This window comes from Arthrobacter sp. 10L430 (genome assembly GCF_056395245.1).
Map to the genome: position 1 here is coordinate 21,788 of NZ_JBFTJD010000006.1, position 14,038 is coordinate 35,825.

At 62.7% G+C, this 14,038-nt stretch carries 12 protein-coding genes; 8 read left to right on the plus strand and 4 right to left on the minus strand.

Annotation, left to right across the window (positions count from 1 at the left end):
• Positions 1–203 precede the first annotated feature (203 nt).
• Genes AC1DDG_RS08495 through AC1DDG_RS08515 form a run of 5 tightly spaced genes read left to right on the plus strand, consistent with a single transcriptional unit; the run spans position 204 to position 5,978 of the window.
• Positions 204–1,640, plus strand: a complete 1,437-nt coding sequence (locus AC1DDG_RS08495) for a glycoside hydrolase (protein WP_476875701.1) — start codon at positions 204–206, stop codon at positions 1,638–1,640.
• Positions 1,641–1,688: 48 nt separating this feature from the next.
• Positions 1,689–3,023, plus strand: a complete 1,335-nt coding sequence (locus tag AC1DDG_RS08500; protein ID WP_476875702.1) for an ABC transporter substrate-binding protein — start codon at positions 1,689–1,691, stop codon at positions 3,021–3,023.
• Positions 3,024–3,070: 47 nt separating this feature from the next.
• Positions 3,071–3,952 carry a carbohydrate ABC transporter permease gene (locus AC1DDG_RS08505; RefSeq protein WP_476875703.1) on the plus strand — a complete coding sequence of 294 codons (882 nt, stop codon included), beginning with the start codon at positions 3,071–3,073 and terminating at the stop codon, positions 3,950–3,952.
• The gene (locus tag AC1DDG_RS08510; protein WP_476875704.1) at positions 3,949–4,860 is read left to right on the plus strand and encodes a carbohydrate ABC transporter permease; all 912 of its coding nucleotides are present in this window, start codon (positions 3,949–3,951) and stop codon (positions 4,858–4,860) included. The genes AC1DDG_RS08505 and AC1DDG_RS08510 overlap by 4 nt, the downstream gene beginning before the upstream one ends.
• A gap of 38 nt (positions 4,861–4,898) precedes the next feature.
• Positions 4,899–5,978, plus strand: a complete 1,080-nt coding sequence (locus AC1DDG_RS08515) for a LacI family DNA-binding transcriptional regulator (RefSeq protein ID WP_476875705.1) — start codon at positions 4,899–4,901, stop codon at positions 5,976–5,978.
• Positions 5,979–6,469: 491 nt separating this feature from the next.
• On the opposite strand, the gene AC1DDG_RS08520 is transcribed toward AC1DDG_RS08515, so the two are convergent.
• From AC1DDG_RS08520 to AC1DDG_RS08535, 4 genes are all read right to left on the minus strand, one after another.
• Positions 6,470–6,736, minus strand: a complete 267-nt coding sequence (locus tag AC1DDG_RS08520; RefSeq protein ID WP_476875706.1) for a hypothetical protein — start codon at positions 6,734–6,736, stop codon at positions 6,470–6,472.
• Between the two features lie 76 nt (positions 6,737–6,812).
• Complete coding sequence (locus tag AC1DDG_RS08525; protein ID WP_476875845.1) at positions 6,813–7,559, minus strand: IclR family transcriptional regulator; 747 nt, start codon at positions 7,557–7,559, stop codon at positions 6,813–6,815.
• Between the two features lie 171 nt (positions 7,560–7,730).
• Positions 7,731–9,080, minus strand: coding sequence for an MFS transporter (locus AC1DDG_RS08530; protein WP_476875707.1), 1,350 nt, complete (start codon positions 9,078–9,080; stop codon positions 7,731–7,733).
• Between the two features lie 3 nt (positions 9,081–9,083).
• Positions 9,084–10,625 (minus strand): bifunctional 3-(3-hydroxy-phenyl)propionate/3-hydroxycinnamic acid hydroxylase, encoded by a 1,542-nt coding sequence (locus AC1DDG_RS08535; RefSeq protein WP_476875708.1) that lies wholly within the window; start codon positions 10,623–10,625, stop codon positions 9,084–9,086.
• Positions 10,626–10,748: 123 nt separating this feature from the next.
• Between AC1DDG_RS08535 and AC1DDG_RS08540 the strand changes: the two genes are divergently transcribed.
• The 3 genes from AC1DDG_RS08540 to AC1DDG_RS08550 all read left to right on the plus strand — a co-directional run bounded on the left by AC1DDG_RS08540 (position 10,749) and on the right by AC1DDG_RS08550 (position 13,990).
• A complete protein-coding gene (locus tag AC1DDG_RS08540; protein WP_476875709.1) occupies positions 10,749–11,753 on the plus strand; it encodes an amidohydrolase family protein in 1,005 nt (334 codons plus the stop codon).
• A 293-nt stretch (positions 11,754–12,046) separates the two neighbouring features.
• Entirely contained in the window at positions 12,047–12,916 is an 870-nt protein-coding gene (locus tag AC1DDG_RS08545) for a dioxygenase family protein (RefSeq protein WP_476875710.1), read from the plus strand.
• A 9-nt stretch (positions 12,917–12,925) separates the two neighbouring features.
• Positions 12,926–13,990, plus strand: coding sequence for a maleylacetate reductase (locus AC1DDG_RS08550; protein ID WP_476875711.1), 1,065 nt, complete (start codon positions 12,926–12,928; stop codon positions 13,988–13,990).
• Positions 13,991–14,038: the final 48 nt, after the last annotated feature.

The window sequence follows — 14,038 nt, forward strand, 5'->3', positions numbered from 1 at the left end:
ATCAGCGGGGGCGGCGCCACCCGTGCCCTGTGCCCGGTCCGCGGCGCCCCTGGTAGTAGTCGCAGTCATGGAGTGGTCCCTTGCTTCCGCATAGAGCTCCGTCAACGGTGGTGCAACCTTTTTTGGTAAAACGCTTGATCAATCCCGGGCGCATGAGTATCTTTGGGTGATCAAGCGTTTTAGCAGACAGGACATCACCGCCGATGACTCGCCCAGCATTCTTCCAGCCCACCGATGGATGGGTCGGAGATCTCATCCCCTTCGAGAAGGACGGGGAGTTCTGGCTCTTCTACCTTCACGAGGTCCGCACCGATCCGAAACCAGGAACCTCGTGGAACCTGGTCACCACCAAAGACCTCACGCAGTTTGAGGACCAGGGCGTTTCCCTCCAGCACGGAAGTGAAACCGACCTGGACTTCAACGCCTACACCGGTAGCGTAGTCGTCGATGAAACCGGCATCCATCACCTGTTCTACACGGGCCAAAACCCGCGAAACCTCGGCCTGGACGGTGCGCCCCTGCAGCTCGTCATGCGGGCCACGAGCACCGATGGCATGCAGACCTGGGTGAAGCACCCGGAACTGACTTTCGGCGCCCCTGACAACTACGAGTCCGGGGACTGGCGGGATCCTTTCGTCTTCCGGGACGCGGCCGCAGGCCAGTGGCGGATGCTGCTGGCGGCACGGCACTCCGACGGACCGGAACGCCGTCGCGGCGTCATCGCCCAGTGCGTGTCCAGTGACCTGATCACCTGGCAGCACACCGAACCGTTCTGGGATCCGCGCCGGTACATCACCCATGAATGCCCGGACGTCTTCGCCTGGGGTGACTGGTGGTACATGGTCTACTCGGAGTTCTCCGAGTCGTTCACGACCCGCTACCGGATGGCCAAGAGCCCCGACGGTCCGTGGACAGTACCGAGTCGGGACAGCATCGACGGGCGCGCCTTCTATGCCTCAAAGACCGCGGAGCGTGACGGACGCAGGTTCTTCTTCGGCTGGATCGCCACCAAGGAAGGCAACCGTGACGACGGCCCCTGGCAGTGGGCCGGCACCATGTCTGTCCTCGAAGGACACCAGAACCCCGATGGCACCCTGGCGTTCTCCTTCGCCGACGAACTCGTGGAGAGCTTCTGGGACGATATTCCCGTAACGTTTGACCGCGCGCTTCCTGCCGCCCTGCACGCTCCGGACGGGTATGCGGCGATCGTGTCCCGTGAGGACCTGCCCCCGCAGTTCTATGCCAGGGCAGTTCTGCAGATCGCACCTGACACAACAGAGTGCGGATTGCTGCTGCGGTCAACTGACGACGGGGACCGGTCCTACGTCATCCGACTCGAACCGAAGCGCGGCAGGCTCGTCTTCGACCGGTGGCCGCGGGAAGTCACCGGTGACGCGCAGTGGCACGTCTCCGGTGACATTCCGTTCAACATCGAACTGGAGCGCCCCTGCGACCTCGCCCCCGGCGAACACACCCTGGAAGTCATCCTCGACGGCGACCTGTGCGTGGCCGTTCTGGACCGGCAGGTCGCCCTCAGCGCCAGGATCTACGACCTGCCCGCCGGCCGGCTGGGCGTTTTCGCCGGCGAAGGATCCGTCACCGTCACCGAACTTGAGATACGTCAGCGCACCGACAACTAAATACCCCTCCACCGCATATCCTGTTCCAATCGAAGGAGATTGTTCCCCTTGCAGAAACTATTTCGCACGGCTGCCGTAGCGGCCATAGCTGCCCTGTCGCTGGCCGCCTGCGGCGGCGGTGGGGCCACCAGCCCCTCCAATGTGAGCCCGACCGGCGAGATCAAACCGAGGGAAATCTCGTGGCTGCTCTCCCGCCCCGCCGACGGGGCGGTAATCAACATTATGAAGAAAATCGCGGACGACTATGCCAAGGACCACCCGGGCTTCTCGCTGAACCTAATCACCACCCCCGATAGGCCCTCCTACATTCAGAAGCTTGAAACCCTCGCCGCTGCAAACAAGCTTCCCGAGCTGTTCGACACGGATGCGACCCCGTTCGCCCAGCAGCTGGCCAAGCAGGGCAAGATGCTAGATGCGGAGAAGCTGCTCAAAGACCTGGGCGTCTACGACAATTACCGCCCCAACGCGCTGAACTACCAGCGCTTCGACGACGGGTCGCTGTACATGGTTCCGTTCCAGTTCGAACTGGAGTTCATCTGGTACAACAAGGCCCTCTTGCAACGGGCCGGCGTCTCGGTGCCGAAGTCGCTCGATGACATCCCCGCGATGTGCACCGCCCTGCGCAGCTCCGGCATCACACCGATCGCCATCGACGGGCAGGATCAGTGGCCACTGGAGCGGTACGTCGCTTACCAGGCGTTCAGGGCGGCGGGCCCGGACTTTCTCCAGAAGCTGAAGAAGGGCGAGGCGAAGTTCTCCGATCCTGCCGGAAAGAAGGCCGTTGACTGGGTGGCTGCGCTCGGCAAAGCCAAGTGCTTCCAGGATGGCTTCTCCTCGCAGGGCTACTCCGACGCCCAAAACCAGTTCACCTCGGGCAAGGCGGCCATGTACAACATCGGCACGTGGGAACTGCCCAGCCTGGCGACAGACAAGCTGAACCCGGATGTTCGGGCCAACATCGATTTCATGACCCTTCCGACAACGCAAGGATCCGTCACCGCTGTCAACGAATACGTCTCGCCGTCCGGAATCGGCATGGCCGTGAACACCAAGACCTACGACCCGCTGGTAAGCGACTTTCTCAAGTTCGCACTGACGAAGTACCCTGCGGAGTACGCGGCCACCGGCGCGCTGTCACCGACGACCGACGTGCAGACTGCCACCCCGGCGAATGCGACTCCGCTGTACAAGAAAGCCCTCGAGACTGCCAACGACCTCGGGGATCAGCAGGCCATGCCGTGGGATACCCAGCTGGACCCGACGACTGACGCCCGGCTCAAGCAGGAGCTCGTGCTCCTCGTCCAGGGCGACATCACGCCCGAACAGTTCACCGGCACGATGGACAGCACCATCGCGCAGAACGCACCGAAGTTCTTCAAATAACACGCAGCGGTGGGGGGCTTCGGCCCCCCACCCGAAAGGGCCCCGCCATGCTCCCCAACAGGTCGCGACTTTCAGTCCTGGTATTCCTGCTCCCACCCCTGCTGCTCTACGGCGCCGCCGTACTGTTCCCCATCCTCCAGTCCCTGTTCCTGAGCTTCTTCTCCTGGAACGGCATCAGCGACATGGAGTTCGTGGGCCTCGCCAACTACATACGGATGTTCACCGGCGACGACGTCTTCTGGCGCTCCTTCCTCAATGCACTTGGCTACCTGTTCATCTGCCTGGTCCTGCAGCTCGGCGGTGCGCTGCTCGTCGCCAGCCTCATCACCTCGCTGCGCCGGGGCCGGGAACTCATCAAGACGCTTTACCTGCTGCCGGCCGTAATCTCCACCGTGGCCATCGCCTTCCTCTTCGTGCGGATCTACTCCATCGACCCCGTGGGTCTGCTCAACCAGGTTCTGCACTGGATCGGCCTCGGCGCCCTCGAACACGCATGGCTCTCCGACGTGAACACCGTCCTAGCCGCAGTATCGGTACCGGAAGGGTGGCGCTTCACCGGCCTGTACATGCTCATCCTCTACGCGGCGCTGCTGTCCGTTCCACAGGAACTCGAGGAAGCCGCCCGCCTCGACGGTGCGTCGCGGTGGCAACTGTTCACCAAGATCCGCTTCCCCCACATCCGGCCCGTCTGGATCACCACCACGATCATGGCGACAACCTACGGCCTGCGCGGATTCGATATCCCGTATCTGATGACCAACGGCGGCCCCGGACAATCCTCGGAGCTCCTGACCACCTATATGTACAAGACAGCTTTCACGAGCACTGACTTCGGCTACGCCAGCACCATCTCGGTATTCATCGTCGTGGAGTGTCTGATCGCCGTCGGACTCATCCTCCTCATGCTCAAACGAAAGGCGGACGCATGACCGCGCAAGCAGCTCCGATCACAAGGCCCACCCCTGCATCATCAGAGAGCAGGCCGCCGCTCCCCAGGCGGCGCAACCGCAAGCCAAGCCTGCATGGCGCTCTGTCAAAGGTGCTGATCGCCCTCATCGTCATCGTGCAGGTCTACCCGCTCGCATGGCTTTTCATCACCAGCCTGCGCACCGAACAGGACTTCGCGACCGGCGACCCGTTTGCACTGCCCAAAGCGATCACCTTCGATAACTACGCCCGCGCGTTCGAGACCGGCAATCTCGGCATGAACATCGTCAACAGTTTCATCGTCACGATGGGCGCCAACCTGCTGATCGTGCTGCTGGGAATGATGGCAGCATATGCACTCCAGGTCCTCGGCTTCCGCCTCAGCAAGGTCGTCCGCGGCCTGTTCCTGATCGGCATCATCGTGCCCGTTCAGATCGCGCTTGTCCCGCTTTTCATCGACTACTCGACAATCAACCTGCTCGACACGTATCCCTCGATGATCATCCCCCTGGCGGGCTTCGCCCTTCCGATGTCGATCTACCTTTTCTCCTCGTTCTTTGACTACATCCCCCGGGAAACGTACGAGGCGGCCTCGCTGGACGGCGCTGGCCCATACCGCATCTTCGGGCTCATCACCCTGCCCCTGTCGGTAAACACTGTCGTGACCGTCGTGCTGGTCAACAGCATCTTCATCTGGAACGACTTCATCTTCGCCAACACCTTCGTCCTCTCTGAGGAGCTCAAGACCATCCCGCTGGGCCTGCAGAACTACATCGGAGCCATGGGCAAGACCGACTGGACGGCCACGTTCGCCGCCGTCTGCGTCACCATCACCCCGCTGCTGCTGGTCTTCCTGGTGCTCAACAAGGCAATGATCCAGGGCCTGGAAAGCGGGGCGACCAAGGGATGACTGCAACAACCGACGGATATACTCCTGACGGAGGGCACATGATTTCGCAGGAGAATAGTTCGGGCACGCCATCGGCTGCGACTGCCGCCGTAAGACAGGCCCGGCGCCCCCAACCCGTCACCCTCCGGCAAGTTGCGGAAGCGGCCGGCGTCTCCACCGCCACCGTCTCCCTGGTCGTGAACAAGAAAAAGACCGCCCGGATTTCCGACGAGACCCGCAAGCGGGTGCGGGACGCCATCCGGGATCTGGGCTACCGGCCCAATGCGATGGCGCAAACCCTGGTCAGTGGCAGTTCCCGGTTCATAGGCCTCGTCGCCGACGCCATCGCCACGACCCCGTTCGCCGGCCAGATCATCCACGGTGCACAGGATGAGGCCTGGAAACACGGATACGCCCTCCTGATCGCCAACACCGAAGGCAATAGCGAGTTGGAGACGGACGCGATTGCCATGATGCTCGAATACAAGGTCCGCGGCATCCTTTACTCGACCTGGTTCCACCGCGCCACGGACATACCGGCCTCCCTTCGGGAGTCGGACTTCGTCCTCGTCAACTGCTTTTCTGCGGAATCCGGTGCCCGGGCTGTCGTCCCGGATGAAATACAAGGCGGCCGTTCAGCCACGGAGATCCTGCTGAAGCACGGCCACCGCCGGATCGCCTTCATCAACGCCACCATCCCGGCCCCGGCGAAAGACGGACGCCTCCAGGGCTACAAGGAAGCGTTGGAGGCGGAGGGCATCCCATTCGACGCGGGCCTGGTCCTCGAAGCCTATCCAGACCAGGAAGGCGGGTACGGAGCCACCGAGGAACTCCTCAAGCGCAACGTCACGGCCGTGTACTGCTACAACGACCGAATGGCGATGGGACTATACGACGGGCTGCGCGAGCACGGCCTCTCCATCCCCGACGACATCGCAGTGGTGGGATTCGACAACCAGGAAGTCATCGCCGCCCACCTCCGGCCCCCGCTGTCCACGGTATCTCTCCCCCACTACGAACTGGGCGCAGCGGGAGTGAGGATACTGCTGGGGCTTGAAGAAGCACACGCCAGCGCCCCCGCAAAAATCCACTGCCCCACGGTGGAACGAAATTCGGTGCGGGCACTGGCCCCCGCCTAGCCAACCCCAGGCATCTGCGAAGCACCACGAACACGACGGCCTGGGGAGCCAACGGAATCCACCGGGCATGATCGCAGGGAAGACGACGACATGACAGAAGGTCCGAAATCGGCATTCCTGAATGCGCCACTAGAGGTCCTTGAAAGCGCAGAGTGAAACGCCCCTTCACGGCACGGTACGCGCCTAGCCACGAGATCCTCGATTACGCGGCCAGGGCGGACTTCCGCAGCTAATGAAGGCCTTTGTGCGGAGTTTGGTCGGATGCAACTCTGTGACTTCCAGACTCTGGCACTCTGTTGGAGCGTCCGCCGCCGATAGTAATGATTATGACAAGCTGTGCCTCAGAAGAGGCTGGTGTTTCTGAAGGATGATCATGGCCCGCTGTCAATGACGGCGGATGCTACGACAGATGGCTGAGAGCCAACCGGGGACGGGTGGGGCTGGTCGGCTGTCTGTGGTGGTTGCCCGATGTTCCTTTTCGGCCACGAACGTTAGTGGTTCTTCGTCTGCTGGGTGCGACTAGTTAGGTGATCGCGTTGACGACGTGCCGGCAGGAAGCGGCGGAGACCGATCAGGATGGCTGCGGATGCGGCGGCAAAGATAGCACCTGTCAGGGGTGCCCAAGCGGTCCCGAGGGTGTCGACGGTGGGCTCGCCGAGGGCTGCGCCCGCTGCGATGCCAATCTGGTTGAAGACGGCCGCGGCCGCGTATCCAACCCCACAGATCCCCAGCAGTACGATGGCGACCACGACATTCACAGGCAGCAGCGTCAGGCCGAGGAAGCCGGCCCTCACAACAAGCAAAGCAACGAGGGCGGCACGGTCTCGTGTTTTGTCACGATGCAATGTCGGCGGACACGCCCAACTCGCTGGAGATCGTCCGCGCGGTTTCGAGGAGCACCGAGGTGACCTTGTCCATCTCGTCTTTGTCCACTTCTTCCGCAGGGAACACGACGGTGATGGCGAGGGGCAACGAGTCCACTGACGAAAAGACGGGGGCCGAGACTGAGGAAACACCGGGGATGATCCCTCCTGATGTGATCGCGTAGCCGGCGGCAAGGACTTCGCTGCGGCTCCGGTCAATGTCGGTGTCCGAGTATGCCTCGGCTTTGTGGCGTGCCCGGTCAGCCGTCAGGGCAGCGGCGGACATGGATTCGGGCAGGTAGGCGAGAAAGATGAGTCCGCCGGAGGAGGTCAGCATGGGGAGTTTTGCGCCGACCCGGACATTGAATGGAAGTACGTGGGCGCCGTAGTCCCAGCGGACGACCACCGGCCCGTCTTCTCCCCAAACGGAGAGGTTGACGGAGTGCCCGCACGCGTCCCGCAGCCTCATTGCGTAGTCCGAGGCCACTGAAACTTCATTTGTCCGCCGCAGGGATTCGGCGCCTAGCCGCCGCATGGCCGGCCCGAAGTCGTATCTGCCCGTCTTCGGGGACTGCGAGGCCAATCCGGAGCGGACCAGGCTGACCAGATACCGATGGGCCTTATTCGGCTGGAAGCCGCTGCGCTCGGCAATCTCGGACAGCGCCAAAGGACCGCCGCCAGCTTCGAGGGCCTGCAGCACGCGCATGGCCAGCTCCACGGACTGTATACCTTGACGCTCGGTCGCTGGTTCCTGGTCGAGGTCGCTCAAATCAGGTCACTTCCCTTTTTGTCTTGTATTTCGCAGCCGATGCGCCGTTGGCTGCACCCCAAAGGCTGATGCCGTGATGGGGTGCAGCCAGTTTACGGGGCAGCAGCGGCCTGTCTGGTTCTAGGCCTCCCGGGCCGGGACCCCGGACAGGGGTGTGTTCGTCGGCGCAGGTGTCGTAAAGGTCTTCACCTTCACTTGAGGTACGAGCATGGAGGCCACGGCCCCAACTACAGCCGGAATGGCGAAAGCGTAGAAGTTCCACTCGAGGGAGAGCCCGGAGGTCATGACCCAGGCGCCGAGCGAGGGTCCGACAATGGCGCCCAGGCGTCCGAAGGAGAGCGCCCAGGCCAGGCCGCTTCCGCGGATGTCGTCGGGGTACCGGGTCAGGATGAAGCCGTTGACCAGGATCTGGGAGCCGATGAAGCCAACGCCGCTGAGGAACATGAAGATGAAAAGTACGATCACGTTGGGGTTCAGGCTCATGACGATCAGGCTGACAGCGCCGGTCAGGAATGCCACGATGACCACCGGCTTGGCTCCTATGGCGTCAGCTATCCGGCCGCCGATCACAACTCCGACGCCAACGCCGACCCACATGGCGGCGGTTTGAAGCAGTGCCGATCCCAGGGAATAGCCGCTGGCCTGCATCATCGTTGGCAGCCAGGCAGTGATGCCGAAGACCAGCAGGAGGCCGCAGAACGTCATCACCCAGAACAGCAGGGTTGCCGCGGCGACGCCAGAAGAAAACAGGGGGCCGATGCCGGCGAGGTGCCGCTTTCCGGCCACGGTCAGTACCGGCACGGGCAGCCCCATGGACTCGCTGAGGCGATGCGCGTCCTCAATTTTGCCGGTCCGGAGCAGATGTACCGGCGGGACCGGCAGCAGTTTCCATGCGAACGGCAGGCTGATGAGGACCGGGATCACCCCGATGATGTACAGCCACCGGTAAGAGATGCCTGGAAGCATTACGGCTCCCAACAGCGGCGCTGCCAGGCCGCCGGCGGCATAGCCGGCCATGACGATCCCGGTATTTCGATTGCGGTGGCTCGGGACGGACAGATCTGCCACATAGGCCAGCAACGTGGGCAGGACGACGCCGAGCCCGAGGCCGACAAGTGCGCGACCGGCCCCGAAGAGGGCCACATTCTGTGCCAATGCGGAGATCACCATGCCGACGGAGAAAACGATGCAGCTGGCAAGGATCAGCCGCAGGGCTCCGATCCGGCGCATCATGGCGCCGGCCAGTCCGGCTCCGATGAGCATGCCTGCCCCTACGACTGAACCCAACACTCCGGCGGAGGCCTTGTCTACGTGCAGTGAAGCATCGGCCAGCAGGGCAGGAACGGACACGCCGTAAACCGCCAGGTCGTAGCCTTCGAGCGCGGCGATCACGAAGGCGATGGCCAGAAGGGATCGTTCAGTAATGGCCCGGACGTATCGTTGTCCGACCGCCGTGTGAGTTGTTGACATGGCCTACACTCCTACTGATGCTGTAGTGCTGCTCACTGTCGAGCAGGCATTGTGGTACTCGCGGCGGAGTGAACCATACTCGTCGAGCGTCCCCGCCGCTCCGTAAATGTAGAAATCGGGACGGACAAGAACTGCGGAACAACTGTTGTTCTCAAACCAGTTCAAGTAGCTCCCGTTGATGTCCGTGAACGACCCGATGATCAGTCCGGTGTCCGGGTCGATGACGACGACATCGCCAGCGATGTCGGCGGATGACGGCTCGGTCGCTCGGTACCATTGAGCGCTGCATAGAAGCCGGAAGCCGTATCCGAAGACTTCGTCGAAGCGTCCGGATGCCGTCCCGGTGCGGACTTCGTCCTGGATGAAGAGGCGGCCATTGGCCGGATGGGACGTGGGTGCGATGAACCCCGGGCCGAGCCCGGGGAACTTCAGTTTGTCGGGCTTCAGGTTGTTCCGCCGGTTTGCGATGTATTGCTCGTCCCTCTGCCGGGCCTTCTCCGGATCGCGCATGGTCTGAACTTTCCCGAGCTCGATGCCCTTGTGCACGACGGCCGCCACATGGGGCTCCCGCTCGCTTTGGTAGGTGTCAAGGATATTCTCCCCGGCCCGGCCTGCGAGCAAAAGATCGAGTTTGAAGGCCAAATTCTGGGCGTCGCGGATACCGGAACACATTCCCTGTCCGAGGAACGGCGGCATCTGATGGGCCGCATCGCCTGCCAGGACGATCCTTCCCTGCCGCCACGGGCGGGCGATCAGGGACCGGAAGGTGTAGGTGGCTACACGGATGAGCTCCGCCTGGTCCGGCGACAGGTAGTCCTTGACCCGTGCCCAGACTCGTGCCGGGTCGCGCTCGGTCAGGAATGCCTCTTCAGAGTCGAGCATGAAGCTGAAGCGGTGGTGATCAGGTCCGAGCGAAATGATGGATTGCGGCTGCTTCGGATCGCACACCTGGCGTGCAAGGGGCACGTCAACTTCACCGGTGAGCCGGAAGTCGCAGACCAGCCACGGCTCGGAAAAGCCAAAGTCTTCCAACTCCGAGCCCATCCAGCCACGGGTGAAGCCGTTTCCGCCGTCGCAGGCCACAACGTAAGATGCCCGCACGGCGCCCTCCGGGACCTTCACGTCCACGCCGTCAGGGGATTCTTCATAACCCTCGACGGGCGCATTGAACCGCACGGTGACATTGGGCATGGATCGGCAAAGACGGTCCAGCTCCTCTTCGAGGTCAGGCTGGTACATCATGTACCACTCCGACCACCCCGATGCCCCTTTCAGGGCGAACTCGTGCTCGATGAGCAGCTCGCCGGCGGCGTTGCGCCATTCGTAGTTCCGCTGGGCATTGATTTTGGGCAGCATTGCCTCTGCGATTCCCAGCCGGGCGAAGGTCCGCATGGTCTCGTCGTCGAAAATCGCGGCACGTGGCAGGTTGTAGAGCCCGGCGTACCTTTCCAGCACCACAACCTTGTGGCCGGCTTGGCCCAGCAGCGCTGCCGTGGCCATGCCGGCTGGGCCGTAACCCACTACGGCAACATCAAAAGTTTCCATCGTCATCCTCAGGTCTTGAACTGGACCACTCCTGTGATCCTTGACACAAGGCAAGCGTAGGATTCATTATTAGTGAAGTCAATGCATATTAGTGAATTGATTTTGCGGCCAAAGGAGATCGTTTTGAAGAAGATTGCCCTCGAAGAACACTTCGTCACCCCGGACCTCGTCGGGTACGGAAACAGCACCAGCTCGATCGCCCAGCCCCAAGCGTGGGCGGATGCCTCCAGACGGCTGCTTGACATCACGGAAGAACGGCTGCCCGAGATGGACCTGCACGGGATAGACATGGAAGTCCTGTCCCTGAACTCCCCCGGCGTCCAAGCCGAGACGGATCCAGAAACAGCCATCGCCAAGACGAAGACCGTGAACGACTTCCTCGGCGGCATCATGGCTGAGCGGCCTATGCGCTTCTCCGGCTTCGCCGCGCTCCCCCTGCAGGACCCACAGGCGGCAGCTAAAGAACTCGAACGCGCGGTCACCGAACTCGGCATGAAGGGCGCGCTCGTCAACGCCCACACCAACGGAATGTACCTGGACGACCCGAAGCTCCGCGTCGTCTGGGAGATGGCCGAAGGTCTTGACGTGCCGCTGTATCTGCACCCGGCCAACGGTGTGGACACCGCCCACGTTCTGGACGGTCACCCGGAACTCGTCGGGCCCATGTGGAGCTGGGGCATCGACACCTCAACCCATGCGCTCCGGCTGATTTTCGGCGGAGTTTTCGATGACTTCCCCAACGCCAAGCTCCTGCTGGGCCACATGGGCGAAGGACTCCCCTACGCCCTCTGGCGGCTGGACTCCAGATGGGACTTCCACAACCGCCACGGCATCGAACTCGCCAAGGGCAAACCCTCCGAATACCTTCGGGACAACCTCTACATCACGACCAGCGGCGTGTGTTCGCCCGCACCCCTGCTCTGCGCAATCCTCGCCGTCGGCGCTGAACACATCCTCTTCGGAACCGATTACCCGTTCGAGACGATCGAAGAGGCCGCCAGATTCCTCGACAACGCACCCATCAGTGAATCTGACCGGGAGAAGATCAGTTTCCGCAACGCTGAAAAGCTGCTGCGCCTGGGGGAACCGGCGGTCGCTGTACCGGGGCTGGCTACGGCTTCACGCTAGCCGGGCTGGGCCTTCCGGCTGCACCAGCATCAGGGTGCAGCCGGTGCCGGCCTTGCAACCAAAAGGGGACTCGTCGCTAAGGCCCCTCGAAGGCTGGCAGGAGACCGGACCGCCCGAAGAATACGCGCAGCGACTGCCTGGTTGTTCCCCCGGAGGAATGACGTCGGCGACAGACTTCGCGGGTAGCTGGCCGACGACAGGCAACCGTACGATCAGCACGCTCCTGGACTTACGACCTAGGAATACCCGGCATCACCCTCCCCCGCTAACTCCCATTCAGGAATACGAGAAACATGGCAACGAACGTTGACGCCGACGCACTCACCTCGGAAGTGCTGCAAAGCTTCTCCTCCACCCCCGACGAGAGGCTCAAGCAGATCCTGGGCAGCCTGACCACACACCTGCACGCCTTCGTCCAAGACATTGCACCTTCCATCCAGGAGTGGGAACAGGCCATCGACTTCCTCACCAGGACCGGAAAGACATGCACCGACGTGCGGCAGGAATTCATCCTTCTCTCCGACGTCCTCGGCGTCTCCATGCTCGTCGAGACCATCAACGGGCAGGAAACCCCGGAAGCGACAGACTCGACCGTCCTCGGCCCCTTCCACATGGTCGAATCCCCGGCCCGTAAACTCGGCGACGACGTCTCCCCCGAAAGCGAAGGACCACGCTGCGTCGTCAGCGGCAGAATCCTCGCCATCGACGGTACCCCCGTCCCGAACGCGGAGATCGACATCTGGCAGGCCGACACGAAGGGCTTCTACGACGTCCAGCAGCCCGGCATCCAGAGCATCGGCAATGGCCGGGCCCTGCTGCACTCGGACGCGGAGGGCCGCTTCCACTTCCGGTCCGTCGTCCCGATGTATTACCCCATCCCCACCGACGGGCCCGTCGGGGAACTGCTGGACGCCACCGAACGGCACCCCTACCGTCCGGCCCACATCCACTTCCTCGTCACAGCCCCCGGCTTCAGGGAACTAACCACCCACATTTTTATCGGCGGATCCGACTACATCGACTCCGATGCCGTGTTTGCCGTCAAGGGATCCCTGGTCAAGGACTTCACCGAAAATCCTGATCCCGACGACGCCGCACGATACGGAGTCCAAAGCCCCTTCCGGCACGGCCGCTTCGATATCGTCCTGCACCCCGAATCCTAGGAGAGCACAATGTCCACCCCGTTTTTCTATGAAGCCCTGCCGATGCGCGTCAGCTTCGGCGCCGGCTACCGGTCCAAGCTGGCCGACGAAGTAAACAAACTCGGCCTCAAAAGGGTCCTTGTCCTCGCCACCGAATTCCAGAAAGATCTCGCCCAAGAGATCTCCGACTCCCTAGGCGAGCTCAGCGTCGGCGTCTACGCCAAAGCAGAAATGCACGTCCCCATCGAAACCGCCCGGGACGCCCAGCGCTTCGCCACCGAAGCCGGCGCCGACGGCTGCATTGCCGTCGGAGGTGGCTCCACCACCGGCCTGGGCAAAGCCATCGCCCTCGAATACGGCACCCCGATCATCGCCCTACCCACCACCTACGCGGGATCTGAAATGACGCCCGTCTGGGGCCTGACAGCCGACGGCGTAAAGAAAACCGGCAAGGACCCAAAGGTCCTGCCCACCAGCGTCATCTACGACCCGGAACTGACCCTCTCGCTACCGGCCGGCATGTCCGTCACCAGCGGATTCAACGCGATCGCCCACGCCGTCGAGGCCCTCTACGCCCCCGACGGGTCCCCGATTATCTCCCTGATGGCCGAAGAAGGCGTCCGCGCCCTCGTCACCGCCCTGCCGAACATCGTCAAAGACCCCCAAAACATCGAACACCGCAGCGACGCGCTCTACGGCGCCTGGCTATGCGGTGCAACCCTGGGCGCCACAACCATGTCCCTGCACCACAAGCTCTGCCACACCCTGGGCGGGACCTTCAATCTCCCGCACGCCGAAACCCACACCGTCGTTCTCCCGTACGCCCTGGCATACAACGCCCCCGCGGTTGCCGGCGCCGTTGAAGCGCTCCGGAGGGCCACCGGAGCCACAGACCCGGCCGCCTACTTGCGCGAACTCGGCCTCGAGCTCGGCGCCCCCGCCTCGTTGCGCGAACTCGGGCTGACCGAAGAGAATGTCGAAACGGCCGTCGATCTCGCAACCCGCAACCCCTACGCCAACCCTCGCGAAATCACCGGCGACAACATCCGCCGCCTGCTCACCGCAGCGCTGAACGGCGACCCCGTCACGTTCTAACTCATCACAATCACAGCCGATGGCCAGCGGGGGAAGCCCAGGCTTGCC

Excerpts from the sequence above, each read along its gene's own strand:
- AC1DDG_RS08495 (WP_476875701.1), top strand. The coding sequence starts at position 204 with ATGACTCGCCCAGCATTCTTCCAGCCCACCGATGGATGGGTCGGAGAT.
- AC1DDG_RS08505 (WP_476875703.1), top strand. The coding sequence starts at position 3,071 with ATGCTCCCCAACAGGTCGCGACTTTCAGTCCTGGTATTCCTGCTCCCA.
- AC1DDG_RS08510 (WP_476875704.1), top strand. The coding sequence starts at position 3,949 with ATGACCGCGCAAGCAGCTCCGATCACAAGGCCCACCCCTGCATCATCA.
- AC1DDG_RS08515 (WP_476875705.1), top strand. The coding sequence starts at position 4,899 with ATGATTTCGCAGGAGAATAGTTCGGGCACGCCATCGGCTGCGACTGCC.
- AC1DDG_RS08530 (WP_476875707.1), bottom strand. The coding sequence starts at position 9,080 with ATGTCAACAACTCACACGGCGGTCGGACAACGATACGTCCGGGCCATT.
- AC1DDG_RS08535 (WP_476875708.1), bottom strand. The coding sequence starts at position 10,625 with ATGGAAACTTTTGATGTTGCCGTAGTGGGTTACGGCCCAGCCGGCATG.
- AC1DDG_RS08545 (WP_476875710.1), top strand. The coding sequence starts at position 12,047 with ATGGCAACGAACGTTGACGCCGACGCACTCACCTCGGAAGTGCTGCAA.
- AC1DDG_RS08550 (WP_476875711.1), top strand. The coding sequence starts at position 12,926 with ATGTCCACCCCGTTTTTCTATGAAGCCCTGCCGATGCGCGTCAGCTTC.